Genomic DNA, 26980 nt, shown 5'->3' on the forward strand with positions numbered 1-26980 from the left:
GTACTCCTGGTACCCGACGGCCGGGGGACCCCCTCCCGGCCCGCGGCGGATCGGAGGACGGCCATGGACGAGGTACGGGCGCTCAGGGAGCTGCTGCCCGGGGTCGAGGCGGCGGTGCGGGCGGTCGGCGCGGAGCTGGCGGCGGCGCGGCCGGCCGGACCCACCCCCGGGCGGACGCTCGGGGAACTGACCGCGCGCTTCGCCGAGTCGGACGACCCGGTCGCCGCCCGGCTGCGGGCCCGGCTGGGCGCGCTGCGTCCGCAGGCCGGCTGGGTGAGCGACGAACCGGCGGGCACGGTAGCGGCCGAGGGCGAGTGGTGGCTCTGCGACGCGACCGACGGCGCCGTGCAGTACCTGCTCGGCCAGCAGCCGTGGGCGGTCACCGCCACGCTGGTCCGGGACGGCGTCGCGGTGCTGGCCGTGGTGCACACCCCCGAGCTCGGCGGGCGGACGTACCGCGCGGTCCGCGGCGGCGGCGCCGAACTGGACGGGCGGCCCGCCGCACCGCTGGAGCGCGACCCGGCGGTGGCCGTCGCCGGGACGGCGCAACCGCCGCTAGTGGCCGCGGACCCGGTGGCGCTGCGCCGCGCGGGCGAGTCGCTCACGGCGGTGCTGGGCTCGGTCCTGGCGGTCCGCTGCCTCGGCCCGACCTCCTTGCAGGTCGCCCAGGTCGGCTCCGGACACCTGACGCTGTTCTGGGAGTACGGGGCGGACGTGGGCAACCTGCTGCCGGGCGCCCTGATCGCGGCCGAGGCGGGCGCGACGGTGACGGACGCCGCCGGGGCGGCCTGGACGCCCGGCTCGGACAGCTTCCTCGCCGCCGCGCCCGGGCTGCACCCGGCCCTGGTGGAGGTGCTGCGGACCGTGCGGTGACCGGGGCGTGGTGGGTGCCCGGCCGGGCCGGCCTGGCACCGGGCGGCCCGGCCGGGCACCGGGCGGGGTGGGCCAGGGCCTGCCTGCCGCCGGGCGGCCCGCCACTGGTCGGCACGCCAGGGTCAGCCCTTCGGGGTGAGCCCGAAGAGTGCGGCCGCGTTGTCGTGGCAGACCGCCCGCAGCCACTCCTCCCCCAGCCCCAGCCCGGCCAGCGCCTCCAGCTGGTGGAGGTACCGGTACGGGATGTTGGGGAAGTCGCTGCCGAGCAGGACGCGGTCCTGGAGCGCGCGCAGGCGGGGCAGTTCGCTGCGCGGGAACGGGTCGTCGGCCTCGACGAAGTCGGTGAACGCCATGGTGGTGTCCAGCCGGACGGACGGGTGGCGCTCGGCGAGGTCGAGGAAGTCCCGGTACTCGGACATGCCGAGGTGGGCGACCACCAGGACCAGCCCCGGGTGCCGGTCCAGGACCTCGCCGATCGGGCCGGGGCCGGTGAACTTGCCCGCCACCGGCCCGGATCCGCAGTGGGTGACCACCGGCGTACCGGTCTCGGCCAGCAGCCCCCAGACCGCGTCCAGCCGGCGGTCCGTCGGGTCGTAACCGCCGACCTGGAGGTGCGCCTTGAACACCCGGGCGCCGTCCTCGACCGCCCGCGCCACGTAACCGGGCGCCTCGGGTTCGGCGAAGAAGGTCGCGGTGTGCAGGCAGTCCGGGGTGCGGGCGGCGAAGTCGGCGGCCCAGGCGTTCAGCCAGGCCGCCATCCCGGGCTTGTGCGGGTACAGCATGGAGGTGAACGCCCGGACGCCGAACTCCCGCAGCCGCTCGACCCGTTCGGCCTCGGCGACGCGGTAGGTGATCGGCCAGGGCCGGTTGACGAGCGGACCCGCCAGGTCGAAGTACGCCCACACCTTGTCGAGGACGTTCTTCGGCATGAAGTGGGTGTGCACGTCGATCAGGCCGGGGAGGCCGAGCGCCTGCCAGAAGCCGCGGACCGCAGCGGCCTCGTCCACTTTGGTTGCCTTGTCTGCCTCGGTCGCCGTGTCCGCCTCGGCGGTCGCGGCGGTCTCGGCCGCGTCGTCCGCGCTCATGCGGGCACCGGGCGGGCGCGGTCGATGATCGCCCCGGCGTCGAGACCGGCGGGCAGGGTGCCGAAGGCCGCGCCGTGGTCGCCGCCGAGGCGGGAGGCGCAGAAGGCGTCGGCCACCGCCGGGTCGCCGTGGCGGACCAGCAGCGATCCCTGGAAGGCCAGCGCCATCGCCTCGACCAGTCGGCGCGTCCGGTACTCCAGATCGCTCAGATCGGTGAGCTGCTTGCGGAGTTCGGCGACGGCGGCGTCCAGCCGGCGGTCCGCGCCGGCGGCGGCGTCCAGCTCGCCGAGGAAGGCCTCGACGGTCTCCGGGTGCTTGGCCATGGCGCGCAGCGCGTCCAGGGCGGCGACGTTGCCGGAGCCCTCCCAGATCGAGACCAGCGGCGCCTCGCGGTAGAGCCGGGGCATCCCGGACTCCTCGACGTAGCCGTTGCCGCCCAGGCACTCCAGTGCCTCGGCGGCGTGCGCCGGACCGCGCTTGCAGACCCAGTACTTGGCGACGGCCAGCCCCAGCCGGCGCACCAGCGCCTCGGTCCCGTCCCCCGCCAGCGCCCGGTCGGTGGCCTCGGCGAGGCGCATCGCCACGACGGTGGCCGCCTCGGACTCCACCACCAGGTCAGCGAGCACATTGCGCATCAGCGGCTGGTCGACCAGCGCCTTGCCGAACGCCCGCCGGTGCAGGGCGTGCTGGACCGCCCGGGTGGCCCCCAGGCGCATGCCGGAGGCGGCGCCTACGGTGCAGTCGAGACGGGTCATGTTGACCATCTCGATGATGGTCCGGACCCCCCGGCCCTCCTCCCCCACCAGCCAGCCGACCGCGCCGTCGTACTCGAGCTCGGCGGAGGCGTTGGACTTGTTGCCCAGCTTGTCCTTGAGCCGCTGGAGGTGGAGGCGGTTGCGGGTGCCGTCCGGCAGGACGCGGGGCAGCATGAAGCAGCTCAGCCCGCCCGGCGCCTGGGCGAGCGTCAGGAAGAGGTCCGACATCGGCGCCGAGGTGAACCACTTGTGGCCGGTCAGCCGGTAGGTGCCGTCCGCCTGCGGAGCGGCGGTCGTGGTGTTGGTGCGGACGTCCGAGCCGCCCTGCTTCTCGGTCATCGACATGCCGGCGATCAGTCCGCGCTTGCCGTGCGGCTCGCGCAGCCCGAAGTCGTACTCGGTCGCGGCCAGCAGCGGCTCCAACTCGGCAGCCAGCGCCGGGTTCGCGCGCAGGGCGGGGACGGCGGCGTAGGTCATCGAGATCGGGCAGGTGTGACCGGCCTCGACCTGGCCCCAGACGAAGAACTTGGCGGCGCGGGCGGAGTGCGCGCCCGGCCGGCCGTCCCGCCAGGGCGTGGCGTGCAGACCGTGGCCGACGGCGGTGCGCATCAGCTCGTGCCAGTACGGGTGGAACTCGACCTCGTCGATCCGGTGACCGAACCGGTCGTGCGTGCGCAGCACGGGCGGGTTCTCATTGGCCAACCGCCCCCAGTCGGCGGCCTGTTCGGAGCCGGCCAGCCGGCCGAGCTCGTGCAGCTCGGCCTCGGCCCAGCCCGCGCCGGCCCGGTGCAGGCCTGCGAGCAGGGTCGGGTCGGCGGCGGTGTCGTGCCCGTACGGCAGCGGCACCTGGTTGGTGACCTCGTGCGTCCGGGAGGGCGCGTACACCGGAGCGGGGGCCACCGGAGTGGGTGCGGTCACGTCGGGCGCGGTCACGTCGGGTGCGGTGGTGTCGGGCGTGGTCGTGTCGGGCGTGGTCGTGTCAGGCGTCGCTGTCATCGCGTCCTCCCAGGGCACGCAGGGTGAAGGAGACCAGGGCGGGGACCACCTCGGGCGGGGTGTCCCCGGAAACGGGTGCGTGGGCCGCGGCGAGCGGACCGGCCAGTGCCTCGCCCACCGCGCCGACCAGGGCAGCCGCGGTCAGCTCCGGGTCCTGCCGGGGCAGTTGGCCGGCCGCCACGGCGGTGGCGATCTCGGTGGCGATCACATCGCGGAACGCCCGCCGGAACACCAGCCGTTCGGCGTCCACGACGGCGTCGGCCGGCTCGACCAGCAGTACGTGGGCGAGCCTGGGCGCCCGCAGGGCGCGGGCGGCGAAGGTCTCGACCACGGCGGCGATCCGCCGCTTCGGGGTCTCGTGGCGGGCGACGGCCGAGGTCACCGCGGCGATCTCGCGGTTGACCACCCGGCGGAACAGCTCGACCGACAGCTCGGCCTTGTTGGCGAAGTGCTGGTAGAGGCTGCCGGTGGCGATCCCGGCACGGTCCGCGACGGCGGCCATCGAGCAGCCGCCGTAGCCGCGCTCGGCCAGCAATCCGACCGCAGCCTGCAGAACCGCCTCGCGCTGGGCGTCCAGTCGGGCTTGTACGGCAGGGGTGCGTCGATAGGCCATGAAAGTATTGAAGCACCGATTCATTGCTTCGGGGAGGGGGCGCGCGGCGTTCTCCGCGTCCGGCGGGGGGCTTGCGTCCGGGGAGGATTCCGCGTTCGGCGGAGGTTCCGCAGCGGGCGGGGACGCCGAAGGGCCACCCGTCGCGATGGCGACGGGTGGCCCCGGTGGGTCGGTCGGCTCACGCGTGACACTCGGTGATGCGCGAAGGCCGGCGACGCGGGATAGCCGTGGCGCGTTACAGCGTTACAGCCGTGGCGCGTTAGAGCCGTGGCGCGTTACAGCCGGTGGTGCTCCAGCTTGAGGCCTTCCTCGTCCAGCGGCCCGAAGGGCGGGATCTGGTGGGACTGCGCGAGGGACTTTGCGGCGGCCGGGTCGGCCAGGCCGGCCCACTCCAGCACCTTGGCGGTGGCCTGGACCGACTCGTCGGCCTTCAGCTTGCCGATGTTGGACCCGTGGTTGCCGCCGGCCACGGTGTAGACGTAGCTGTCCTCACTGCCCCGGCCCAGCCGGAACGGCTCGGCGCCCCACGGGTCGTTCTGGCCGTAGACGAAGATCATCCGCTCGGCGGAGTGCTTCACCCAGCGGTCGATGTCGCGCATCGCGGACGCGTCGAAGCGCATCGGGATGTTCTTCGGCACGTACGTGCGCGGCGAGTACAGCTCCTTGTAGTCGTAGTGCTGCAGGCCCTTCAGGTGCGAGACGTCGAAGGACGGCGACCCCAGCTGGGTGCCCGCCTGGTAGTAGTACGCGGTGTACCGGGCGAGCGACTGGTCGCTGTTGCCGGTGATGCCGGACTGGGTGTCGAACCACGCGTACAGCTGGTCGTCGGTGGCGGTGGCCGCCACCGGGACGTCGGCGCAGTCCGCCTCGGTGCTGTACTGCCAGAACGCCCAGACGACGTCGAGCACGCCCGCCTCGTAGGCCCGGTCGGCGCTGCCCGTGGTGGCGAAGGTGGAGCCGGCCGCCGCGTTGTCGGCCACGTAGCGGGCCTCCAGGCGGTCGCGGCGGACGAGCAGCTCGCGCTGCGCGGCGGCGAGCGTGGCCCGGCACTCCGGGGTGCCCACGGTCCGGAAGAACTCGGTGTAGGCGGAGTCCTCGCGGTTGTCGACGTCGTTCGGCGCGACGTACGCGATGGTGCCGTCCACGTCGTCCGGGAAGAAGCGGCGGTGGTAGGTCGAGGACATACCGCCCTTGCTGGCCCCGGTCGACAGCCACGCGCGGTGGTAGACGCGCTTCAGCGCGGTGATGATCCGGTGCGAGTCGGTGGCGGCCTGCTCGATGCCGGCCTTCGTCCAGTCGGCCGGCTCCGGGCGGGACGGCGAGAAGTAGCGGTACTCGATCGAGACCTGGTTGCCGTCGGTCAGCCGGGTCGGCTCGGTGCGCGAGGGGTTGGTGCCGAGCGTGTAGCCGTTGGTGTAGAAGACGGTCGGGCGGTCGTACCCCCGGTGCAGCACGCTCAGCCGCTGCTGGAAGGTGCCCAGCCAGGGGCGGAGGTGGTCGATCGGCTGGGTGTAGGTGAGCAGGAAGTAGCGGTGACCGGTGGTGGTCGGCTTCTCCTCGGTGACGGTCATCCCCGGGATCGCGGCCAGGCGGTCCTTGATGTCGGCCGCGGGGTTGTCCGCGGCCGAGACCGGGCCGGCCGACGCGTCGGCGCCGGCCGCCAGGGCGGGCGTCGCCAGACCGAGGCCGAGCAGCGGCATCAGCAGAACGGCGACCAGCAGCCTTCTGAGCTTGGTGGACATCAACTCTCCATCGGGTCAATGGAACTGTTCGACACTCTCCGGCAATCGGCGCCCGACTGCCGGACGATCGGCCGTCCGGTAGACGGCCGAGTGGGCCACCCGCGGGATCGCGGATGGCCCACCGGGGAAAGATGTGCTGATCAGGGGCGCGGCAGGGTGCAGCCGGCCCGGGTGAGGTCGAGGCGGTTCCCGGCGGCGAAGCAGGCCGGGATGCCGTAGGTCTCCTGGGCGTAGTTGATGCCCTGGCGGACGGTCACCACACCGTTCTGGTCGACCTCGCACGGGTTGTTGTCCGTGCAGCGCTCGCCGTCCTCGTTACCCGTGTTGTTCACGGCGACGACCTGGCCGGTGCTGGTGTCGATCACCGGGGAGCCGGAGGTACCGCCGATCGTGTTGCAGCTGGAGGTGTAACGGACCGAGTCCTTCCAGGTCCAGGAGCCCTCCTTGAGCCGGTAGACGAAGCCGTCGACCGAGCACGAGTAGGTCTTCTTCCAGTACCCGGAGACGACCTTGATGGAGGTGCCCTGCACCGGGTGGCTCGCGGAGATGGTCAGCGGGGCGATGCCGTAGCTCGACTGGATCGCGGCATAGGTGGTGTTCAGCTGGTAGATCGACACGTCGGTGTCGGTCATCGTGCCGTAGACCACCTTGTTCGCGCGCAGCGTGGCGACCTTGGAGCCGGTGCCGTTGAGCAGCGAGAACGTGCGGCTGGAGGACTGGTTGACGACCACCTGGCCGGGGCCGGGGAACCCGGTCTCCAGGCAGTGGCCGTTGGAGAGGATGAGCGCCGGGTCCGTCGCGGCGGAGGCCGGGAGCCGGACGAGCGAACCGGAACAGTTGCTGAGCGCCACCGTCCCGGCGAAGTTCACGGCAGCCCGGGCCTGCTGGTCCTGGGACGGTGCCTGGAGCTGGGGGTCAGCCAGGGTCTGGGCGGCGACCTGTGCCTCGGCCGCGGCCGCGGGGGCGGTCCGCGCGTCCGCGGGCGACGAGGCGACGGCGGCGGGGGCGCCGGCCAGGGCGGTCGCCCCGGCGAACAGGAGCGCGGCGAACGTGCCTATGAGCGGCTTCTTCATGAGAGACCTCTCGTTGTGGGGGTGCACCAAAACTGGCGCGGACATGACGAGTTGTCAAGAGTCCACCACGAGGAGAGGTCAGATGGAGGGAGGCCTCGGGGGGGCCGAGGAGCGGGACGGGGAGCGGGGCGGGGAGCAGGGCGCGGAGCGGCGGGAGTGGGGCGGCGGGAGTGGGGCGCGGCGGTGGGGCGCGACAGTGGGGGCGCGGGACCGAGCCCGGCGCGCGGGCGGTGCCGGGCGGCGCGCCCCGGGCGGGGCCGCGGCCCCGCCGGGCAGGGTGACCGTCAGCCGCCCTGCCAGTGGCGGCGACCGAGGCTGATCAGACGCAGCTGCAGCCGGGCGGTGGCGGCGATGTGCCGTTCGCGCGCCGGGTCGACCTCCTGCGCCTCCAGGAGGGCGGCGGCCGTGGAGACCATGTGGTCGACGTACAGCTCGGCAAGCATCCGCAGATCCTCCTCACTCCACCCCTGCGACACCGGTTGGAGGGCGAGCGCCGCACCCACCTCCGTGGCGAAGCGCCCGAGTTCGACGTCGATCGCCTCCCGCACCTGCCGCACTCCCCCGTGCCGCTCGCGCGCCAGGAAGCGGACGTGCGGCCGGTGGTCACGCACATGCTGCTCGATGACGTCCACCGTCCGGTCGATCAGCTCGTCGGACCCGCCCGCACCGGCGAGTACGGAACGGATCATCACATGGAGGCTGGCGAGCGACTCCTCGACCAGGGCCACCCCGAGGGCGGCGAGGTCCGGGAAGTGCCGGTAGAAGGCGGCCGGCGAGAGCCCCGCCTCCCGGGTGACCTCGCGGACGCCGACGCTCGCGAGGTTCTGATCGGCCAGCAGGCGCAGCCCCGCGTCCAGCAACGCGCGCCGACTCTGCTGCTTCTGGGCCTGTCTGGCCCCAACGGTGTGACTCACGCCATTCAGTAAACAATCGTTTGCCGAAGATGGCCAGCCCGCGTAGAGTGACAGCGGATTCAGCGAACACTTGTAAACCCAAGGCGGTGGAAGCCGCCGGAAGGGACCGCCATGATCCTGCTCACCGCCCTGGTCGCCATGGGCGTCCTCATCGGCGCCGCCGCGCACACCACGCTCCCGGTCTTCCTCACCGCCGCCGCTGCCATCGCCGCCTGGCTGCTCGCGTTCGGCGCCCGCGAGGGCATCGCCCGCCTGCGTCAGCGCTGACCCTCTCGCCACACCACCGTCCCGGAAGGACACCCGCCGTCATGAACACCGCCACCGCCACCAGCACCGGCGCCGCTGTTCGGCGCCACCGCACCGCCGAGGTCGACAACCTGGCCGTCGCCTCCTTCCTGCTCGGCCTGCCGGGCCTGCTGCTCTTCAACATCGTTCTCGGCCCCCTGGCCATCACCCTCGGCACGCTCGCCCTCGTCCGGGGCACTCACCGCCGCGGGCGCGCCCTGCTCGGCATCGCCCTCGGCATCGCCGCGCTGGTCATCCTCGCCGTAACCACCGCCACCAGCCACGGCGTGCTCTGGCAGATCGGCGACTGACCTCGGCGCGGGTCACGCCGCCCTGGCGGCCCAGCGGCCCAGCGGCTCCGACGTCCTGGCGGCTCCGGCCTTCTGGCGGCCCCCTCGGCCCTCGAACGCCCTGGATGCCCTGGCCGCCCTGGCCTCTCCGGTCACTTCGGTCACTTCGGTCACTTCGGTCACTCTGGTCACCCTCGTCCCAACGGCGGAACCGAGCCGCTCGAACGACTGATCCAGCCAACCTGCGGCGCGAAGCCCGTCCGTCCCCGTACTGTGGCGGCATCGGCCGGGTGACGACATGGGGGCTGGAGTGACGACCGAGTACCAGAGTGACGCGCAGTCGGGGCGGACGGGAGGCCCCGGACGGGCCGGCCGGCTGCTCGCCGTCAGCGATCTGCACGTCTCCTACCAGGAGAACCGCGACCTGGTGGCGAAGCTGCAACCCGACTCGCCCGACGACTGGCTGATCGTCGCCGGTGACATCGCCGAGATCAGCACCACCATCGAGTGGTCCCTGAGCCTGCTCGCCGAGCGCTTCGCCCGGGTCATCTGGGCCCCCGGCAACCACGAGCTCTGGACCCACCCCGACGACCCGGTGCAGCTGCGGGGCGTCGCCCGCTACGAGTACCTGGTGGACCTCTGCCGCCGACTCGGTGTCGTCACTCCCGAGGACCCGTACCCGGTCTGGGAAGGCGCCGGCGGACCGGTCGCCATCGCGCCGCTGTTCCTGCTGTACGACTACACCTTCCGGGCTCCCGGTACGACCACCAAGAAGGAGTCCCTGGAAGCCGCGTACAACAGCGGCGTGGTCTGCTCGGACGAGCGGATGCTCCACCCGGACCCGTTCCCCGACCGCGACTCCTGGTGCCGCGAGCGCGTTCGGCTCACCGAGAAGCGCCTGGCAGCCTGCGACCCGGAGCTGCCGCTGGTCCTGGTCAACCACTACCCGCTGGTCCGCCAGCCCACCGAGATCCTCTGGTACCCGGAGTTCGCCCAGTGGTGCGGCACCGAGCTGACGGCGGACTGGCACCGGCGCTTCAACACCGCCGCGATGATCTACGGGCACCTGCACATCCCTCGGGTGACCAGCTACGACGGCGTCCGCTTCGAGGAGGTCTCGCTGGGCTACCCCCGCGAGTGGCGCCGCCGCGGCCTGCCGGACCCGCTGCTGCGTCAGGTGTTCCCCTAGCTCGACCGAGCGCCGGACCCGGTCGGGCTGGATCCGCCCGGCCGGGCACCGGGCCGACCCCGGTGCCCGCTGGACAGGGTGCCGGTCGGGCCGGGGTGACCGAGCCCGCGTCGGCGCCGGCTCGGACCGGTGGCCGGTGGGCCAGGTGGGCTGGGTGGGCCCACGGCGCGTGACGCCCCGCCGGCTCACCCACCCTGCGCTCACCCACCCTGCGCTCACCCGGCCGCCGTCTCGACGGCCGTCACCTCGTCGTCCTGCCACCCCGCGCCTCTGCATTCCGCACCTCCTCATTCCGTCGCGATCGCCCTGAGGATGTCGAGCCGCGCCGCCCGGCCTGCCGGGCGCAGGCCCGCGACCGCGCCCGCCGCCAGTCCGGCCACCAGCACCACCGCGAGCTGTCCCGGCGGGATCGCGAACGAGCCCGTCCCGGCACTGTCCGAGGCCCGCACCAGCGCCCAGCCGAGGAACGCCCCGAGACCGAGCCCGCCGACCGTCCCGAAAGCCGCCACCAGGACGGACTCCCAGCGCACCATGCCCCGCAGCTGCGCCCTGGTCTGGCCGACCGCCCGGAGCAGCCCCAGCTCCCTGGTCCGCTCGTGCAGGGCGAGGGTCAGGGTGTTGGCGATGCCGAGCAGGGCGATCAGCACCGCCAGGGCCAGCAGCGCGTAGACCACCGAGAGCATCATGTCGACCCCGCCGGCCGCGCTCGCCGCGTACTGCGCCCGGTCCTGCACCTGTGGGTTCCCGAAGGGGGCGGCGGCCTTCTCGACGGCGGCCCGGCCCGCAGCGAGCGGCACCGAACCCTTGAGCCCGACGGCGACCATGGTGTCCGCGTCCTGCCCGCGGTGCGGCGCCCAGGCCTGGCGGGTGATCAGGTAGTCCCCGGCCAGACCGCTCTCGTCGTACAGGGCGCGGATCGTGAAGGGGCCGCTCGCGCCGTCCGTGAAGGCGACGGTCACGCTCTGGCCGAGCTGCCAGCCGCGCTGCTCCGCCTCGCTGCGAGCCACCGCCAGGCCGTCGGTGCCGAGCGCGTCGAGGGCGCCGTCGACGCGGCCGAGGTCGACGATCCCGGCCAGTCGCGCCGGGTCGGTGACGTCCAGTACCCGCCCGTGACCGTCGATCCGCGCCACGCCCCGGCCGAGGCCCACCGTCTGCCGCACCTCCGGCAGTTGGGCGAGCGCGTCCGCCAGCTTGGGGCTGACCCCGCTGCCGCCCGCACCGAAGGAGGGCGCGGTGACGGCGAGGTCACCGGCGAAGAACGAGCTCACCGTGGAATCCAGGGTGGCCTTGACCGAGGCGCCGAACACCGTGAACAGCGTGACCACCGCGACGCCGATCATCAGGGCACTCGCCGTGGCCGCCGTGCGGCGCGGGTTGCGGGCCGCGTTGCGCCGGGCGAGCGTGCCGGACACCCCGCGTAGCCGTGGCAGCGGCGCGCCCAGCGCCCGGACGGCGAGTGCCGCGGCGACCGGACCGAGCACCACCACGCCGGCCAGGACGGCCAGCCCACCCGCGGTGGTCAGGGCGACCGACGGCCCGTCCGTCGCGCCGAGAACGGTGACCGGGACACCCGCCGCGACCAGCAGCCCGCCGAGCCCGACCCGGGCCCTGCCGGACCACCCCTCGGCCGCCCGGTCCACTCCCGTCTCGCGCAGCGCCGCCAGCGGCGGGGTGCGCCCGGCCCGGACGGCGGGCAGGAGCGCCGAGCCCACCGCGACCAGCGTGCCCACGAGGAGTGGCAGGACGACCGCGGCCGTACTGATCACCATGCCGCCCGTCGGCAGCGAGAAGCCGAGTGCCGAGAACAGTGCCTTGAGCCCTGCGGCCACGCCGATCCCGGCGAGCAGCCCGCCGAGCGAAGCGAGCGCACCGACGACCAGCGCCTCCGCCAGGGTCGCCCCCAGCACTTGGCCCCGCACCGCCCCGAGCGCCCGCAGCAGGGCGTTCTCCCTCGTCCGCTGGGCGACCACGATCGCGAAGGTGTTGTGGATGGTGAAGGTCGCGACCAGCAGGGCGATCCCGGCGAAGACCAGCAGCAGGGTGGTGAACATCGTCAGGAACCGCCCCGAGACCATCGCGGTGCTCTCCTGGGTGGCCGCCGTACCGGTGATCGCCTCCACCCCGCCGGGCAGCTCCGGGGCGATCCTCGTCACCAGCTCCTGCTGGGAGATCCCGTCCGCCGCCCGGACCTGGATCGAGCCGGCCTGACCGGCGCCCTTGGGGGTGAGGTGGCGTTCGGCGTCAGCCAGGGTGAGTGCGGTGAAGGTACTCGGACCCATCCCGTCCGCGCTGTCCCCGAAGGTGGCGATGCCGACGACGGTGACGGTCACCGGGTCGGGGGTGCGCAGCACGGTGGTGGAGCCGACGTGCAGCCCGCCGGCCTTCGCCGCACCGCGGTTGACCACGGCCTCGCCGGGCGCCTGCGGCGGGTGTCCCTCGGCGAGCCGGTACGGGTTGAGCCGGCTGTCGGTGAGCCAGTTCCCGGCCAGGGTCGGCGGCCCCTGCCCGCCGACCGGCTTGCCGTCACTGCCGACCAGTTGGCCGGCGCCCTGGACCGACGCCTCGGCGGCGGCCACCCCGGGGACGGCCCGCAGCCGCTCGGTGAGCGCCGTGTCGACGGGTGCCCGGACACCTCCGGGTGTCCCGGGGGAGTCCAGGACGTCGGCACTGCGCACCACGGCGTCGGTACCGGCGTTGGCGTCGGCGAACAGCGTGTCGAAGTTGGAGCGCAGGGTGTCGCCGAGCACCATCGTCCCGGCCAGGAAGGCGACCCCGAGCAGGATCGAGAGGAAGGTGCCGACCAGGCGCCGCTTGTGCGCTCCCAGGGAGCGCAGGCTGAGCCGGGCGGCGGCGGTCGCGGCGGCCGTCGTGGAACTCATGACCGCCCCCGTTCGAAGGCCTTCATCCGGTCCAGCACCCGGTCGGCGCTCGGCTGTTCCATCCGGTCGACCAGCCGGCCGTCGGCGAGGAACAGGGCCTGGTCGGCGTAGCCGGCCGCGGTCGGGTCGTGGGTGACCATGACGACGGCCTGCCCCATCTCGTCGACCGCCCGGCGCAGCAGGCCGAGCACCTCGCCGCCGGTGCGGGAGTCGAGGTTGCCGGTCGGCTCGTCGGCGAAGACCACCTGGGGCCGCCCGGCGAGCGCCCGGGCCACGGCGACGCGCTGCTGCTGGCCGCCGGAGAGTTCGCTCGGGCGGTGGTGCAGCCGGTCGCCGAGGCCGACGATGTCGATCAGCGCGTCCAGCCAGCCCCGGTCGGGTGCGGCGCCGGCCAGGTCGAGCGGAAGGGTGATGTTCTCCCGGACGGTCAGTGTGGGTACCAGGTTGAACGCCTGGAAGACGAAGCCGATCCGCTCCCGGCGCAGCAGGGTGAGGCGCCGGTCGCCGAGCGGGCCGAGCTCGGTACCGCCGATGTAGGCCCGGCCCGCGGTGAGGGTGTCGAGGCCCGCCGCGCAGTGCATCAGGGTGGACTTGCCCGAACCGGACGGCCCCATGATCGCGGTGAACCCCCCGGCCGGGAAGTCGACCGTGACGTGGTCCAGCGCCCGGACGACGGTGTCGCCGACGCCGTAGACCTTCACGGCGTCGACGACCCGCGCGGCGGTGTCGCGTACGACATCGAGTGTGCTCACTTCCCCGCGCCCCCTCGGCCCTGCTCGCGCCCGCGCCGGCTCTCGGTGAGGACGGCCCGCTTGGCGCGGTACTCCTCCGCGTCGATGGCGCCCTCGGCGTACCGGCGGCCGAGGACGGCCAGCGGGTGGTCCGCCCCGCCGCCGCAGCCGCGGCGCCAGACCGTCCGGCGCAGCACGACGATCACAAGGAACACCACGGCGGCCCAGGCGAGCGGGATCAGCAGGATCCAGGGGCCGGGCCAATGCCCGTCGTGGTCGGCCAGCAGCGTGTACATGGTGGTTCATCTCCTCGGCGGTGGGCTTCAGCCGCTTCGGGGTGCGTCCCGAAACACCTAGAGCGTCCCGCCGGGGAGCCTGCTTCCGCGTCCTCCGGGCAGCGGCCGTTGAAGTACTCCCGGGGGAGTACGGACGGCCCGGCAGCCGCGCGTGGGAAGTAGCGGACAGGCGCGGGGAGGGGGTGTACGACGTGCCGGCCCCGGGCGTGCGGGACGGCCCAGGGCATACGAGCAGGCCCGGGCCGGGACGTAGTCCAGACCCGGGCCACCGCCCGCCCGCCGGAAGCCGTCCTCAGCCCAGCCAGCCGGGCCGGACCAGCCCCGACTCGTAGGCCAGCACGACGAGTTGCGCCCGGTCCCGCACGCCGAGCTTCACCATTGCCCGGCTGACGTGCGTCTTGGCGGTCAGCGGGCTGACCACCAGTCGGCGGGCGATGTCCGCGTTGGACAGCCCCAGACCCACCAGCGCCAGCACCTCCCGCTCCCGCTCGGTGAGCGCCGAGACGTCCGAGAGCCCCGCCGGGGTCTGCTCCGGCGCCTTGGAGCGGGCGGCGAACTCGCCGATCAGACGGCGCGTCACCCCCGGCGAGAGCAGCGCGTCCCCCGCGGCCGCGACCCGGACGGCACGCAGCAGCTCGGCCGGCTCGGTGTCCTTGACCAAGAAGCCGGCCGCCCCCGATCGCAGGGCCTCGAAGACGTACTCGTCCAGCTCGAAGGTGGTCAGCACGACCACCCGCACCTCGGTCAGGGCCGGCTCGGCGGCGATCCGCCGGGTCGCCTCCAGCCCGTCCGTGCGGGGCATCCGGATGTCCATCAGGACGACGTCCGGGCGGAGTTCGCGGGCGAGCCGCACGGCGGCGTCGCCGTCGTCCGCCTCACCGACCACCGTGAGATCGTCCTGCTGGTCGAGCAGCGCCCGGAAGCCCGCCCGCACCAGCAACTGGTCGTCCGCCAGCAGTACCCGGATCACTCGTCCTCCGCCCCGGTCGTGGGCAGCGTCGCCCGGACCCGGAAGCCGCCGCCGACCAGCGGTCCCGCCGTGATGGCGCCGCCGAACGCGGCGGCCCGCTCCCGCATGCCGATGAGCCCGCTGCCGGTGCCACCCGCGTCGCCGACCGCGGCCGGACCGGGGTCGTCGACCGTGACGACCAGCGCGGTCGGGTCCGACCAGTCCAGACCGACCGTGGCCCGCCGGGCCACCGAGTGCCGGATCACGTTGGTCAACGCCTCCTGGACGATCCGGAACGCCGTGAGGTCGACGCCGGCGGCCGGTGCGCGCCGGTCACCCGTCTCGCGCACCTCGACGGCCAGCCCGGCCCGCTGCGCCTGCTCGGTCAGCTCGTCGAGCCGGGCCAGCCCGGGCGCCGGACCGCGCGGCGCGGCCGTACCCGGCCCGCGCAGCGTCCCCAGCACCTGGCGGACCTCGCCGAGGGCCTCCTTGCTGGTCGCCTTGATCGTCGTGAGCGCCGTACGGGCCTGCTCCGGCCTGCTGTCGATCAGTTCCAGCGCGACCCCGGCCTGGACCGTGATCAGCGACAGGCTGTGCGCCAGGATGTCGTGCAACTCGCGCGCCATCCGCAGCCGTTCCTCGTCGGCCCGGCGCTGCTCCTGCTGCTGGCGGTACTCCCGGTGGGCGGCGAGCTGCTCCCGCCGGAACCGGACGATCTCGGCCACCGACAGCACCAGCAGCAGCCAGGCCACCAGCCCGAGCTCCTGCCACCAGGCGATCTGCTGCGGCTCCGTGCGCAGCCAGTCGGCCGGCACCACGAAGGTGATCAGCACATGGGCGAGGTAGACCCCGCCGAGGCCCGCCCAGGCGGCCTGCCGGTGCCCGGAGGCGACCGCCACGCAGCAGGCGATCACCCAGCTGGCGAAGACCGGCCCGTACGGATAGCCGGCGGCCAGGTACAGCACCGTGACGGCCGAGCTCCCCGCCACCGCCGCCACCGGCCACCGGCGGCGCAGCACCAGCAACGCCGGCCCGAGGAGCAGCAGCAGGTAGCCGAACGGGTCCAGCTGGACCCGCCCGCTCTGGTGGCCGGCGGCCGCCGTGGACCCCACCACCTGCACCGCCGCGACGACCAGCGCGGTGGCGACCGGCCAGCCGGCCTTCGCCGCCCGCACCCACGGCGGGCGCCAGGGCTCGGCCCGCCCGCCCTCGGGCATGGCGGACCCCGGCTCGGGATGTTCTCCCGCCCCGGGGGGCATTCCCGACACGGGCGGCTCCTCCGACGACGACAGCCCGGGGTGCGCCCGCGACGGCTTGGGTGTACGCGGCGTCATGCCCGGAAGGCTAGACCCCGGGCCCGGCCCACCGCGTCACCCCGGGGTGGCGTTCGGGCGTACTCCCGCGGGAGTACGCCCGAACCTCGCTGACCGCTCCGACCTGGTCCGCACCAACAAAGCCGACCGCACCGCTACTGCGGATCGGCGGCCTTCGCCCAGGCGTCCTCCGCCTTCGCCGAGGGCTCCGGCCGGGCCAGCGCCACCACCAGCTCGCCCCCGTCCACCTCCGCGATCAGCGTGTCCCCCTCCCGGACCGTGCCGTCCAGCAGCAGGTTGGAGATCCGGTTGTCCAGCTCGGACTGGATGGTGCGGCGCAGCGGCCGCGCCCCGAACTCCGGCTGGTAGCCCCGGTTGACCAGCCACTCCTTGGCCCCGTCGGTGATCTCCAGGTCGATGTTCTGCGCCTTCAGCCGGCGCCGGCTCCGCTCCAGCATCAGGTCGACCACCTTGAGGAGGTCCTTGCGGGAGAGCGCGTGGAAGACGATCACCTCGTCGATCCGGTTGAGGAACTCCGGCCGGAAGTGCGTCCGCAGGTCCCCCATCAGGTCGTCGCTGATCTCGTCCACGTCGCCCGCGTGCTCCAGGATCCGCTGGGAGCCGATGTTGCTGGTCATGATCACCACGGTGTTGCGGAAGTCGACCGTACGCCCCTGGGCGTCCGTCAGCCGCCCGTCGTCCAGCACCTGGAGCAGCAGGTTGAAGACGTCCGGATGCGCCTTCTCCACCTCGTCGAAGAGCAGCACGCTGTACGGCTTGCGGCGGACCGCCTCGGTGAGCTGCCCCGCCTCGTCGTAGCCGACGTACCCGGGCGGCGAGCCGACCAGCCGGGAGACGGTGTGCTTCTCCTGGAACTCGCTCATGTCGAAGCGGATCATGCGGTCCGGGTCACCGAACAGCAGCTCGGCCAGCGCCTTCGCGAGTTCGGTCTTGCCGACGCCGGTCGGCCCGAGGAACAGGAAGGACCCGGTCGGCCGTTCCGGGTCACCCATCCCGGCCCGGCCGCGCCGCACCGCCTGGGCGACCGCCGTGACGGCCTGGTCCTGCCCGATCACCTTCCGGTGCAGGTGTTCCTCCAGCTGGAGCAGCCGCTCGCGCTCGGTCGCGTTCAGCTCCGCGACCGGGATGCCCGTCCGGCCCGAGAGCACCTGCGCGATGTCCTCCGCGGTGACCGCGACGACCTCCTCGCGCGACTCCCTGACCGCGGCCAGCTCGTCCTCGGTCTGCCGCAGCTCGGTCTTGAGGTTGGCGGCCCGCACGAACTCCTCGTCCGCGACGGCCTCCTCCAGCTCCCGGCGCAGCTTGGTGATCCGGTCCTGCACCGGCATCGCCTCGGTGGAGCCGCTCAGACTGCGCAGCCGCACCCGCGCACCGGCCTGGTCCAGCAGGTCGATCGCCTTGTCGGGCAGGAAGCGGTCGCTCACGTAGCGGTCGGAGAGGCTCGCGGCGGCGTCCAGCGCCTCGTCGGTGAACCGCACCTGGTGGTGCGCCTCGTAGGCGTCACGCAGCCCGTGCAGGATCTCGACCGTCTCCTCGACGCTCGGCTCCGGCACCAGCACCGGCTGGAAGCGGCGCTCCAACGCGGCGTCCTTCTCCACATGCTTGCGGTACTCGTCGAGGGTGGTGGCGCCCACCACGCTCAGTTCGCCGCGGGCCAGCGCCGGCTTGAGGATGTTGCCCGCGTCCATCGAACCCTCGCCGCCACCGCCCGCGCCGACCACGGTGTGCAGCTCGTCCAGGAAGAGGATCACGCTCTTCTCGGCCGCCGTGACCTCGTCGATCACGCTCTTCAACCGTTCCTCGAACTCGCCCCGGTACTTGGAACCCGCCACCAGCCCGGTGAGGTCGAGGGCGACCACCCGCTTCTCGCGCAGGCTCTGCGGCACGTCCCCGGAGACGATCCGCTGCGCCAGACCCTCCACGATGGCGGTCTTGCCGACGCCGGGTTCGCCGATCAGCACCGGGTTGTTCTTGGTCCGGCGGGAGAGGATCTCGACGGTCTGCTCGATCTCCTCGGCCCGGCCGACCACCGGATCCAGCCTGCCCGCCCGCGCCTCCTCGGTCAGGTCCCGGCCGTACTCGTCCAGCGTGGGCGTCTGGCTCGGGCGCGTGCCGGTGCCGCTGCGCTCACCACCCGACCCGCGCCCTTCCATCACCGTGCGCAGCGCTTCCGGCGAGGGCGCCGCGTTGCGCAGCGCCGTGCCGGCGCCGGAGCGCTCCTCGTCCAGCAGCGCGCCGAGGATGTGCTCCGGCCCGATGTACGACGCGCCGGCCTCCTGGGAACGGGCGTGCGCGGCGAGCAGCGCGCGCTTGGCGGACGGCGTGAGCGCCGGGCGGCCGCCCGGCGTCTGCGCCCCGCCCCCGGAGGGCAGTTCCCTGCCCAGGTCCTCGGCGAGCTGCTCGGGGTCGATGCCGGCACGCTCCAGCATCCGCCGCGAGGCCTCCACCTTGGTGGCGGCCCAGACCAGATGAGCGGTGTCGAGGTCGCTGCTCCCGTCCTCGGTGGCGCGTTGCGCGGCGAGCGCCAGCAGCTCCTGCGAGGACTCGCTCAGCAGCCGCCCGATCGGCACCCGCTGCACGGCGGGCGGGGAGGCCGTCGGACTCATGCCGAAGAACCGGCTGAGCAGGTCGGAGAACGGATCGCTCGATCCGAACGGGGGCATGGTCACCGTGGTTCACCTCTCCCAAGCAGTCTGCGCTCACACAAACACAGCCTCCCTGGCCCCGCACCCGCTCGGACGCCGGTCAGGTGCCGGTCAGCCGCCCGTCACCCGGTCGAGCAGGACACCGCCGCTGTAGGTGACGACCATCGCCAGCGAGCCGCCCGCCACGTTCCGCAGCACCGCCCGCAGCGGCCCCGCGCCGCCCAGCCGGGCGCTCACCCAGCCCGACGCGGTGAGCGCCAGCAGGACGGCCGCCACCGTCACGCCCAGCCGCCAGGACTCCGGCGGCAACAGCACGGCGAGCAACGGCACCAGCGCCCCCAGCGTGAACGCGGCGGCGCTCGCGAACGCCGCCTGCCAGGGGTTGGTGAGCGCCTCCGGGTCGATCCCCAGCTCGGTGTGCGCGTGCGCCGCCAGCGCGTCCCGCTCGGTGAGCTCCACGGCCACCCGACGGGCCAGACCGTCATCGAGCCCGGCACCCCGGAAGAAGTCGGTCAACTCGTCCAGCTCCCCCTCCGGATCCTCCGCCAGCTCGCGCCGCTCCTTCGCCAACGCGGCCTGCTCGGTGTCCCGTTGCGTGCTGACCGAGACGTACTCCCCGGCCGCCATCGACATCGCCCCGGCCAGCAGACCCGCCACCCCCGCCACCACCAGAGCCGTCCGCGAACCCGACGCCCCGGCGACACCGGTCACGATTCCCGCCGTCGAGACCACACCGTCATTGGCCCCGAGCACGGCCGCCCGCAACCAGTTCAGCCGCGACGACAGCTCGGCCCGACTCTCACCCTGCGCCGGCCCGTCAGCCTCCCCGGCCACCTCGGCCGAAGTCTGTCCGCCCATCAGCGATCACCTCCGATCATGCCCCGGGGCTACCCGCTCCCCCGATGATCAATCCGCCCACCCGCCCCCTCCCCGCAAACGCCTGCGGCCCAGACCAGGACAACCGTCCCGACCTGGGCCGACGATCGTCCGGGCCCACCATGAGTCGTCCGGACTGGCCGCGAGAGCCGGACTCGGCCGCTCCCGGGGCGGGTTGAGCAGCAAGGTCCATGCCGCTGTCGACTCCGCGGGCCGGCCGGTGGGCGACATCTGCACCGGCGACCAGAAAGGCCCTCTGGCAGGGACTCTACGATGACGTCGCTTCCCTCTGAAGCCGCGCTGGTGGAGGAGTACTCCGTCGCCCGCACCACGGTGAAGCGCGCGCTCGATGTCCTGGCGCCGAGCCCAAGGTACCGGTGCTCGACCAACTCACCGCGATCGCTCAGACACTCGACTCGCCCAGAGGACTGGTGCCGCTCGGGAAACCGTCCGGCGCGCGCTCGCGCAGCTGGAAGGGGCCGGCGCTCTCGATGTACGCCATGGGAAGGGCGGGCGAGTCCGGACTCTTCCCGCCAACCTCACCTGATCACGTGGCCCAGGACACCCAGCGCGAGGCGCTCGGGAACATGGACCGACTGCTCAAGCGTCGTCACTGATGTCGGTCCGAGATGTCAAATGCCCCGGACCATGATCGGTCCGGGGCATTCGGGCTGGTGGGCGCGGACGGTTTCGAACCGCCGACATCTGCTTTGTAAGGCTTGGCGTGCGACCCTGGCGCTGACCTGCGGCCCACCCGCTCTGGCCGCCCGCCCTCCTCCGCACCGCTGGCGCCCGCGATTCACTGCCACGTACCGCCCGTTCTGGCACGCCTGTGGCACGGGGCCATTCCTCAAGCCAACCCGCCAGGGCGAGCGGGAGGCCTCCGATCCCGGCCTCCCAGGCGGTGGCGGCCAGCAGTCAGCTCTCGCCGCCATGGCCGCTGCACTCCGCTGCTCTACTGTTGCAGCCGCAACCATGGCGAAGCCCTACACGGCACACAACGCATTGCGAATGGCGACCACAGGCCGTGCGGCCACGACCAGCTGACACGCGGGCGCAACGCTCCTACGCTTGACTTATAGAAGGATAGCTGCACACTCCGCACAATCGCCACCTACAGAGAGTGGCGGAAATGATGAACACCTTACCATTTCACGATCTGAAGTTTGGGCTGGAGTCGGCAGAAAGGGAGGCTTCACGCTTTCCCGAGCTACTCCTGTCGGGATTCTATGACCCATTCAATATTTGCAGAGAAATAGAGAAGGGGAATATATGGATGATCCTCGGCCCCAAAGGAGCGGGCAAGTCTGCAATATTGGAGCACATTAGACTCAGGTCTCAGCAGAATCCCAATTGGTTCGTTCGTAAAATAAATCTCAATGAATTCCCGTTCATCGACCTAGCAGGCATCGATGTCGGTGGAGAAACAGCCCAATCTCGGGTGCCTGCAATTTGGAGCTACCTGCTACTCTTGGAGTTTATGGCGTCACTAGAGAAGGATCAAGGCGCCCCCGGCCATAGGGACAGAAACTTCAAGGTAACTGTTGACGCCCTAAAGGGTAGACACCTATTGCCTGTCGACAATATTCGCGACACCGTCTTCAAGCTGGCGCACGTCGATCTAAAGGCGCACCCTCCAGGGCTTGAAGCAGGAGTTTCATTCGAGCGCATCAGTAATTCATATCCTTTCTATGCGGTCACCGATGCAATCAAGCGACTAGTGGCAAACTTCGAGACAGACAGTCTTCACTTCCTTTTCGTGGATGGGCTGGATAGCCTCACCATAGGTGAAGATGACACCGCCCGCTGGCAAATATTGACCGGGCTGATGATTGCAGCAAACAGTCTCAGTAACATATTCCACGAATGTGGAAGTGCCGCAAGAATAGCCGTGTCATGTCGGAGCGATCTCTACTTCGGTCTCGATATTCCTGACGCACGAAAGCTGCTTGACGGTTCATCCGTCATACTTGACTGGTTCCCTAGTTCACGGCAACCACAGGATAGCCACCTGTTTGACCTTGCCGAGCACAAGGCCTCGGTGGGTGCCGGCCGGAAGGTTGCTAATCTGGTCGAGGAATACCTGCCAAGAGAGGTCTGGTATGGCCGCAAGGGGGAAGAGATAGATTCTTATCTGATGTCATACACCAGATACACCCCCCGCGATTACCTTAAGCTTCTGAGCTATATTGCCCACCATTCCCCCACCAGAGGATTGCCAGTCTCCAGAGGGGTCGTGGAAGGCGCAAAGGACTATGCAGCAGCATACTTCGTAGATGAGGTTCGCTCCGGGCTATTCCTTGCGCTCGGTCGAATATGGACACCAAAGTTTATGGACTTACTACACACCCTAAATGGGAACAGATTCTTTGCGTCCACCCTTCGGTCAGCAGCGTCTGCGGACAGGAGGTACCGAGATCTGGATCTAGTTGTCGCCTTGCATCAGATGCATCGAATCGGTGCGATCGCAAATTCCACGTCAACACACTCAAATCCGTACCTTAATTTCATTTACCAGAACCCCCGAGCGCGACTCGACTTGAATCAAGAAATAGTTTTGCATAATGCGCTTACTCGCGGGATGAACCGGCCTCGACAGCGGGCATCTAGTGGGGGTGGTCGCCAGAGGTAGTTTGAATCAATCACGTAGATCACGTTCAGCGGGGGAGCTGGATCAACCGGGCGTGGTCTCTAGTTTCACTAAATCCCAATCCTCCGAACTCGAGCCAAATGCCAGGAGATGGAATCTCAACGCGCACTGCCCAATGAGCAGGGTGGATAAGCGTACTCTCGCGGGCGGCGGAGCGGTTTTGGCCGGTGTCCTGGCTGGTCTGGGGTCGAGCATGATCGGGGGGCCGTAAGCTGTTGCGACTCGGTCAGGGCTTTTGGGCCTGACTGCAATTTGGCCGAGTGGCCCCCCGGTCTTGCTCGACGCGGGTCCCGGTCCTGGCAGGTGGGTAAAACCGTGGAGCCGCCCGTCACCAGCCACGGCCGGTAGTGACCTGTACCCATGTCCTCCCGCCTGGCGCGGCCGGCCGCCGCCGTCGCGGGGCGCAGACAGGAGCGGCGGCGAGCGGCAGGGCCGCGCGCTGGCGCGCTGTGCGCGCCCTTGAACCCGTAGAGAAGAGTTTTACGCATCCCTCCTCCCCTTCACCCACCCCCTCTCACCTCCCCCTCCCCTGCTCCTGGGCCCGCTGGCCGCCTATGATCGGCAAGCTCTGAACTGACGGTTCTTCACCATCCTGCGCGGGGGACATGGATACGATCACCCAGCTTGTGACCATCGCGGCCGTGGTTCTCGGTGGGCTCACGACATACCTGACGAACAGCCTGATGGAGCGAAGCAGGCGCAAGGACGCGCTGCGGCTCCGCTGGGACGAGAAGAAGCTGGACGCCTACGCCGACTACGTCGGGCAGGTCCGGACCACGATCCACATCTCGGTCCTCTTGTACGAAGTCCGGGAAGAGATCCGGCAGATGCCTCGTACTGAACACGAGCTGTCGATGGAGCTGACCGAGGCTGGCGGGGACCAGGCCAAGGCCTTCGAACGGGTCATGCTGCTCGCCGGCGACGAGGTGATCGAGGCAGCTCACGCGATCCAGGAGACCCTTGCAGCGATCGGCTGGCAGGCCCGCGGGATGGTCGACGGCACTCTTGCTGACTGGCGAGCCTTGCACACCGAAGCGTTCAAGGCGATCAACCGGTTCCATGAGGCCGCTCGCGCCGACCTTGGTGTCGGGGGCCGCTTCGAGGGTGACCGGCACACCGCTCGTGGGCTGCTGCTGCCTGGCGCCCGGGCCGCCGGCGAGTCGACCGACCGGGCCTGACTCGGGCAGCAAAAACGGCCCCAGCGATCTGCCGGGGCCGGTCTTGCCGCGTCACGCTCAACCGGCGTCGATCCGCCAGTTCTTCAGTGCCAAGAGCGCCTCCGCCCGGGCCTGGACGACCGCCATCCGGGCCGCCCGCTCCACCTCCTGGCTGTGCGCCGCCTGGTGGGTGCTCTGTCCGGGCCACTTCCGGTACAGGAGTCCGGTCTCCTCGATGAACCACCCGCGGCTGACGGCGTTGAGTGCCAGCAGTAGCCCAGTGTCCTCGGACGCCGGCAGTGCCATCCATCCCCCGAGCGCGAGCAGCAGGTCCCGTCGCACGCACAGCGTCGCCGGGTGCACCTGAGCACGGAAGTCATGGGCCTTCCAGTGCTCCAGCACCTCGCAGCGCTCGACCGGTCCGGCCGGCGGGTCCTGGTCGAAGCCCACCGTGCTGCCGTCCGGCAACAGGTCGAGCACGCGGGAAGTCGTCCACGCCACGTCCGGCCGGCTGGTGAGCACAGCAAGATCCCGGGCCAGCGTCCCCGGCGGAAGCATGTCGTCGGCGTCGAGCACCTTCACGAACTGCCCGGTGGCCCGGGACAGCCCCATCGTGCGCGCCATGCCCGCCCGCCCGTGCCGGCCCTGGCCGAAGCTGATCCGAGCGTCGTCCGGGACGTGCGGGGCGACGTCGTCCGTCTCGCTGTCTTCCTGGATCACCCACTGCCAGTCCCACCCTTCCGGCAGATCCTGCTCCAGCAAGGACTTGTAGGCATCCGCCAGATACTCGGCGCTCGGGCCGTGGACGGCCGTGATGACGGTAACGAGGTTGGTCATGCTCACCACCTGTTCAGCTTGGTTGTGTAGACCATTTCGGTACGGTCACCCGGGAGCACCACATCGGCGACCTCGACCACGCGGTCTGTCGTGTCGATGCAAGTCTTCCGGAGGAGGATCACGGACACACCCATCGGCAGGCCGAGTTCTTCGGTTTCCTCCGGCGTCGGGGGCCGAGCGCGGAAGGTCTCCACGACGCGGTCCAGCTCGATGCCGACGCTGAAGAGCTGGTTCTGCGTGCCACCCGGCCACGGCTCCCGGTCCTCGCGGAGCAGCTCCGGGTTCCCCTCGATCATGTCGAGTACGAGGTAGGACCGGGCGACGTTGAACGGTGCGCGCTCCTCGCTGTAGCGGGTGCGGTAGGTGCGCTGGAGCAGCATGGTCCCCTCGGGGACGCCGAACGCGGCGGCCAGGTCGGCATCCGCCGGCGTCTGTTCGTACTTGGCCGCGAACACGAGATCGTTCACGGTGAGCCCGGTGTCGTGCTCGGTGGCGCCGGTCTTCAGCCGCTCCGCCTCCGACTCGCGGGCGCGGTCCTTCTCCCACTGGTGCCGCAGGTTGTCGCGCGTGACCGGGGTCGGCTGCCGGCGGACGAACGTGCCCCGGCCGTGCTGCTTGTCCACCAGCCCTTGGCTCTGGAGGACGCCGACCGCCTGGCGCACGGTCGGGACGCTCACCTCGTAGATGTCGGCCAGCTCAGTCTCGGCGGGGAGCCGCTCGCCCGGAGGCAGGGTTCCGTCGTCGATCTGGGCCGTGAGCTTGGCCGCGATCTGCTCGTAGCGCTTCGCCATGGTGCTGGTCACCGTCCTGTCGAGGTCTCCCGCTCATCCTAGGTCCTAAAGAGGTGTTGACGACTAGCTGATGAGCCGTCATAGTCATGGGGACAGCAACTCCTAATGAGGACTTGAAGACAAGATCTCATGAGGTGCTGATGACACCCGGCATCTGCCGTGGTGAGGCTGCTCCGAGGGTCGATAGCTCCCCCCGGACCAGATGAAGGAGCCCAGCTCATGCGCTTCATCCCCGTCGACACGACCGCCGCGCTGGTGATGGTCGCCCAAGCGCCCCGCCCGAAGCTCAAGGACCGCCGCACCGGCGAGATGGCTATGGACACCGAGACCGGCGCGCCGCTGGTCACCCTGGACGTCACCTTCGTGGCCAACGGCGAGGCCGACATCCTGTCCCTGACCGTCCCACAGCCGGGCATCCCGGACGGTCTGGCGCCCGGCATGCTGGTCAGTGTCACCCGGCTGATCGCGCGGCCGTGGGAGAACGAGTTCAACGGTCAGAAGCGCTCGGGCATCGCGTTCCGCGCCGACGCCGTGACCGTCACTTCCGCTCCGGCCTTCGCCGGCGCGAGCGCCTGATCGCCATGGACGCCTTGACGACGGCGCTCCTGGAGCTGGGTGTCCCCGCTGCGGCTCTCGGCTCCGGCGCCCTCTACGCGAGGGCCAAGCTCCCGCGCACCTACTGGGCGACCGTCGGCCTGCCGCTGACCGTCCACCGCATCCGGCGCGACTACGAGAACGTGATGGAGGCGTGCGGCCTCACCGTCGAGCCCTCGTTCTGGCGGGCGATGGCCTCCTCGGCCACCAACCGGCCGGCGCGCCCCGCGATGCCCAAGATCCGTAGCATCACTGCCAGTTCGACCGGTTTGCGGATTCGGCTCCGGCTCGCCCGTGGCCAGGAGACGGCCGACATGCTGAACGCCACCGAGCGTCTGCGGCACGCCTGGGGTGTCCACGCGGTGTACGCCTCGGAGGTCAAGCCCGGCGTGGTGGACCTGCGGGTGGTCGGCTTCGACGTCCTGCGCAACGTCCGCATGCCGCGCCGGGTCACCGCCAAGTCCGCCGGCCTGCTGCGGGTACCGGTCGCAGTCCGGGCCGACGGCAGCGTCCACTACCGGGACTTCCGGCAGGTGCCCAACGGGCTCAATCTCGGCGCCAACCAGTCCGGCAAGTCGATGTTCACCCGGAACCTGGTCCATGGCCTGGCCGCTCAGCCGGTCGCCCTGGTGGGTATCGACTGCAAGCGCGGTGTGGAACAGCGCCCCTTCGCCCCGCGGCTGTCCGCCCTGGCCACCGATCCGGGCGAAGCGCTCGGACTGCTGCTGGCGCTGCTGGTCGAGATGGACGACCGGTACGACCTGATCCGCGCCCATCAGGGTGTCCCCGGCTCGGTAGCTGCTGAGGACGTGACCGCCGACATCTGGGGCCTGCCCGCCAAGGTCCGGCCGGTACCCATCGTGGTCCTGGTGGACGAGATCGCGGAACTCTTCCTCGCCGCTGGTAAGGCCGATGAGGAACGCCGGAACCAGATCGTCATCGCGCTCATCCGGCTCGCCCAACTCGCCCGCGCCGCCGGCATCTTCCTGGAGATCTCGGGTCAGCGCTTCGGCTCGGAGTTGGGCAAGGGCGCGACGCTGCTCCGTTCCCAGCTCACCGGCCGCACTGTCCACCGGGTCAACGACCTGGAGACCGCGCGCATGGGCCTCGGCGACATCTCCGAGACGGCCATGCTCGCCGCTACCCGGATCAGCCCCGACATGCCCGGGGTTGCTGTCGCCGGTGACACCTCGGGCCGCTGGTCCGAGATCCGCACGCCGTATCGCTCGCTCTCTGAAGTCGCTGACCGCTGCGCGAACTTCCGTCACCTGGTGCCGACGCTGCCGCGCCTCGCGGCCTTCCGCCCGCAGGTCGCATCGGCTGCCGCTGCGGTGAGCGTCCCGCCGATGCCCTCGGCACCGCCGATCTTCGCCCCGGTTCCGGCCTCCGAGTAGAGCCCCCGCCCACGGTCGGCGTGACCACCCCG

At 71.3% G+C, this 26980-nt stretch carries 24 protein-coding genes; 9 read left to right on the top strand and 15 right to left on the bottom strand.

The genetic code is table 11. The features are described from left to right. The first annotated feature begins 63 nt into the window (after window positions 1–63). A complete protein-coding gene (locus tag ABT263_RS10225; RefSeq protein WP_352289621.1) occupies window positions 64–873 on the top strand; it encodes an inositol monophosphatase family protein in 810 nt (269 codons plus the stop codon). A 122-nt stretch (window positions 874–995) separates the two neighbouring features. On the opposite strand, the gene ABT263_RS10230 is transcribed toward ABT263_RS10225, so the two are convergent. The 6 genes from ABT263_RS10230 to ABT263_RS10255 form a co-directional block, all read right to left on the bottom strand. Beyond that, window positions 996–1958, bottom strand: a complete 963-nt coding sequence (locus ABT263_RS10230; RefSeq protein WP_352289624.1) for an amidohydrolase family protein — start codon at window positions 1956–1958, stop codon at window positions 996–998. Further along, entirely contained in the window at window positions 1955–3709 is a 1755-nt protein-coding gene (locus tag ABT263_RS10235; RefSeq protein ID WP_352289626.1) for an acyl-CoA dehydrogenase family protein, read from the bottom strand. The genes ABT263_RS10230 and ABT263_RS10235 overlap by 4 nt, the downstream gene beginning before the upstream one ends. After that, the gene (locus ABT263_RS10240) at window positions 3693–4322 is read right to left on the bottom strand and encodes a TetR/AcrR family transcriptional regulator (protein ID WP_352289629.1); all 630 of its coding nucleotides are present in this window, start codon (window positions 4320–4322) and stop codon (window positions 3693–3695) included. The genes ABT263_RS10235 and ABT263_RS10240 overlap by 17 nt, the downstream gene beginning before the upstream one ends. Before the next feature lie 275 nt (window positions 4323–4597). Next, window positions 4598–6064 carry a S28 family serine protease gene (locus ABT263_RS10245; protein ID WP_352289631.1) on the bottom strand — a complete coding sequence of 489 codons (1467 nt, stop codon included), beginning with the start codon at window positions 6062–6064 and terminating at the stop codon, window positions 4598–4600. Between the two features lie 140 nt (window positions 6065–6204). After that, entirely contained in the window at window positions 6205–7137 is a 933-nt protein-coding gene (locus ABT263_RS10250; RefSeq protein WP_352289634.1) for a S1 family peptidase, read from the bottom strand. A gap of 284 nt (window positions 7138–7421) precedes the next feature. Further along, window positions 7422–8051, bottom strand: a complete 630-nt coding sequence (locus tag ABT263_RS10255; protein WP_352289637.1) for a TetR family transcriptional regulator — start codon at window positions 8049–8051, stop codon at window positions 7422–7424. Between the two features lie 111 nt (window positions 8052–8162). On the opposite strand from ABT263_RS10255, the gene ABT263_RS10260 reads away from it, so the two are divergent. The 3 genes from ABT263_RS10260 (at window position 8163) to ABT263_RS10270 (ending at window position 9815) form a co-directional block, all read left to right on the top strand. Next, window positions 8163–8318 (top strand): hypothetical protein, encoded by a 156-nt coding sequence (locus tag ABT263_RS10260; RefSeq protein WP_329487454.1) that lies wholly within the window; start codon window positions 8163–8165, stop codon window positions 8316–8318. A 41-nt stretch (window positions 8319–8359) separates the two neighbouring features. After that, on the top strand, window positions 8360–8647 hold the full coding sequence (locus ABT263_RS10265; RefSeq protein WP_352289639.1) for a DUF4190 domain-containing protein: 288 nt from the start codon (window positions 8360–8362) through the stop codon (window positions 8645–8647). Window positions 8648–8936: 289 nt separating this feature from the next. Further along, window positions 8937–9815: a metallophosphoesterase family protein gene (locus ABT263_RS10270; RefSeq protein ID WP_352289642.1), complete on the top strand. Its 879-nt coding sequence runs from the start codon at window positions 8937–8939 to the stop codon at window positions 9813–9815. Window positions 9816–10102: 287 nt separating this feature from the next. On the opposite strand, the gene ABT263_RS10275 is transcribed toward ABT263_RS10270, so the two are convergent. The 7 genes from ABT263_RS10275 to ABT263_RS10305 all read right to left on the bottom strand — a co-directional run bounded on the left by ABT263_RS10275 (window position 10103) and on the right by ABT263_RS10305 (window position 19507). Beyond that, entirely contained in the window at window positions 10103–12694 is a 2592-nt protein-coding gene (locus tag ABT263_RS10275) for an ABC transporter permease (RefSeq protein ID WP_352289645.1), read from the bottom strand. After that, window positions 12691–13446, bottom strand: a complete 756-nt coding sequence (locus ABT263_RS10280) for an ABC transporter ATP-binding protein (RefSeq protein ID WP_329487458.1) — start codon at window positions 13444–13446, stop codon at window positions 12691–12693. Before ABT263_RS10280 ends, ABT263_RS10275 begins: the two co-directional genes overlap by 4 nt. Further along, complete coding sequence (locus ABT263_RS10285; protein ID WP_352289648.1) at window positions 13443–13721, bottom strand: SHOCT domain-containing protein; 279 nt, start codon at window positions 13719–13721, stop codon at window positions 13443–13445. The genes ABT263_RS10280 and ABT263_RS10285 overlap by 4 nt, the downstream gene beginning before the upstream one ends. 292 nt (window positions 13722–14013) lie before the next feature. Next, window positions 14014–14691, bottom strand: a complete 678-nt coding sequence (locus tag ABT263_RS10290) for a response regulator (protein WP_352289651.1) — start codon at window positions 14689–14691, stop codon at window positions 14014–14016. Continuing rightward, complete coding sequence (locus ABT263_RS10295; RefSeq protein WP_352289842.1) at window positions 14688–15929, bottom strand: sensor histidine kinase; 1242 nt, start codon at window positions 15927–15929, stop codon at window positions 14688–14690. Before ABT263_RS10295 ends, ABT263_RS10290 begins: the two co-directional genes overlap by 4 nt. A gap of 209 nt (window positions 15930–16138) precedes the next feature. Continuing rightward, window positions 16139–18667 (bottom strand): ATP-dependent Clp protease ATP-binding subunit, encoded by a 2529-nt coding sequence (locus ABT263_RS10300; protein WP_502885782.1) that lies wholly within the window; start codon window positions 18665–18667, stop codon window positions 16139–16141. A 93-nt stretch (window positions 18668–18760) separates the two neighbouring features. After that, window positions 18761–19507: a VIT1/CCC1 transporter family protein gene (locus ABT263_RS10305; RefSeq protein ID WP_329487463.1), complete on the bottom strand. Its 747-nt coding sequence runs from the start codon at window positions 19505–19507 to the stop codon at window positions 18761–18763. A gap of 367 nt (window positions 19508–19874) precedes the next feature. Here ABT263_RS10305 and ABT263_RS10315 point away from each other — a divergent pair, with 367 nt between their 5' ends. From ABT263_RS10315 to ABT263_RS10325, 3 genes are all read left to right on the top strand, one after another. Then, on the top strand, window positions 19875–20072 hold the full coding sequence (locus ABT263_RS10315; protein ID WP_352289657.1) for a helix-turn-helix domain-containing protein: 198 nt from the start codon (window positions 19875–19877) through the stop codon (window positions 20070–20072). Window positions 20073–20657: 585 nt separating this feature from the next. Then, on the top strand, window positions 20658–22157 hold the full coding sequence (locus ABT263_RS10320) for a P-loop ATPase, Sll1717 family (RefSeq protein ID WP_352289660.1): 1500 nt from the start codon (window positions 20658–20660) through the stop codon (window positions 22155–22157). Between the two features lie 623 nt (window positions 22158–22780). Beyond that, window positions 22781–23353, top strand: coding sequence for a hypothetical protein (locus tag ABT263_RS10325; RefSeq protein WP_352289663.1), 573 nt, complete (start codon window positions 22781–22783; stop codon window positions 23351–23353). Between the two features lie 57 nt (window positions 23354–23410). Here the strand turns inward: ABT263_RS10325 and ABT263_RS10330 are convergent, their stop codons facing one another. Next, on the bottom strand, window positions 23411–24169 hold the full coding sequence (locus ABT263_RS10330) for a glycosyltransferase (protein WP_352289666.1): 759 nt from the start codon (window positions 24167–24169) through the stop codon (window positions 23411–23413). Window positions 24170–24171: 2 nt separating this feature from the next. Next, a complete protein-coding gene (locus ABT263_RS10335) occupies window positions 24172–24960 on the bottom strand; it encodes a GntR family transcriptional regulator (RefSeq protein WP_352289845.1) in 789 nt (262 codons plus the stop codon). A 219-nt stretch (window positions 24961–25179) separates the two neighbouring features. Between ABT263_RS10335 and ABT263_RS10340 the strand changes: the two genes are divergently transcribed. Next, window positions 25180–25536, top strand: coding sequence for an SCO3933 family regulatory protein (locus ABT263_RS10340; protein WP_352289669.1), 357 nt, complete (start codon window positions 25180–25182; stop codon window positions 25534–25536). Window positions 25537–25541: 5 nt separating this feature from the next. Beyond that, the gene (locus tag ABT263_RS10345; protein WP_352289672.1) at window positions 25542–26948 is read left to right on the top strand and encodes an FtsK/SpoIIIE domain-containing protein; all 1407 of its coding nucleotides are present in this window, start codon (window positions 25542–25544) and stop codon (window positions 26946–26948) included. Window positions 26949–26980 lie beyond the last annotated feature (32 nt).

It is taken from the genome of Kitasatospora sp. NPDC001603 (assembly GCF_040298365.1).
Classification (GTDB): domain Bacteria; phylum Actinomycetota; class Actinomycetes; order Streptomycetales; family Streptomycetaceae; genus Kitasatospora.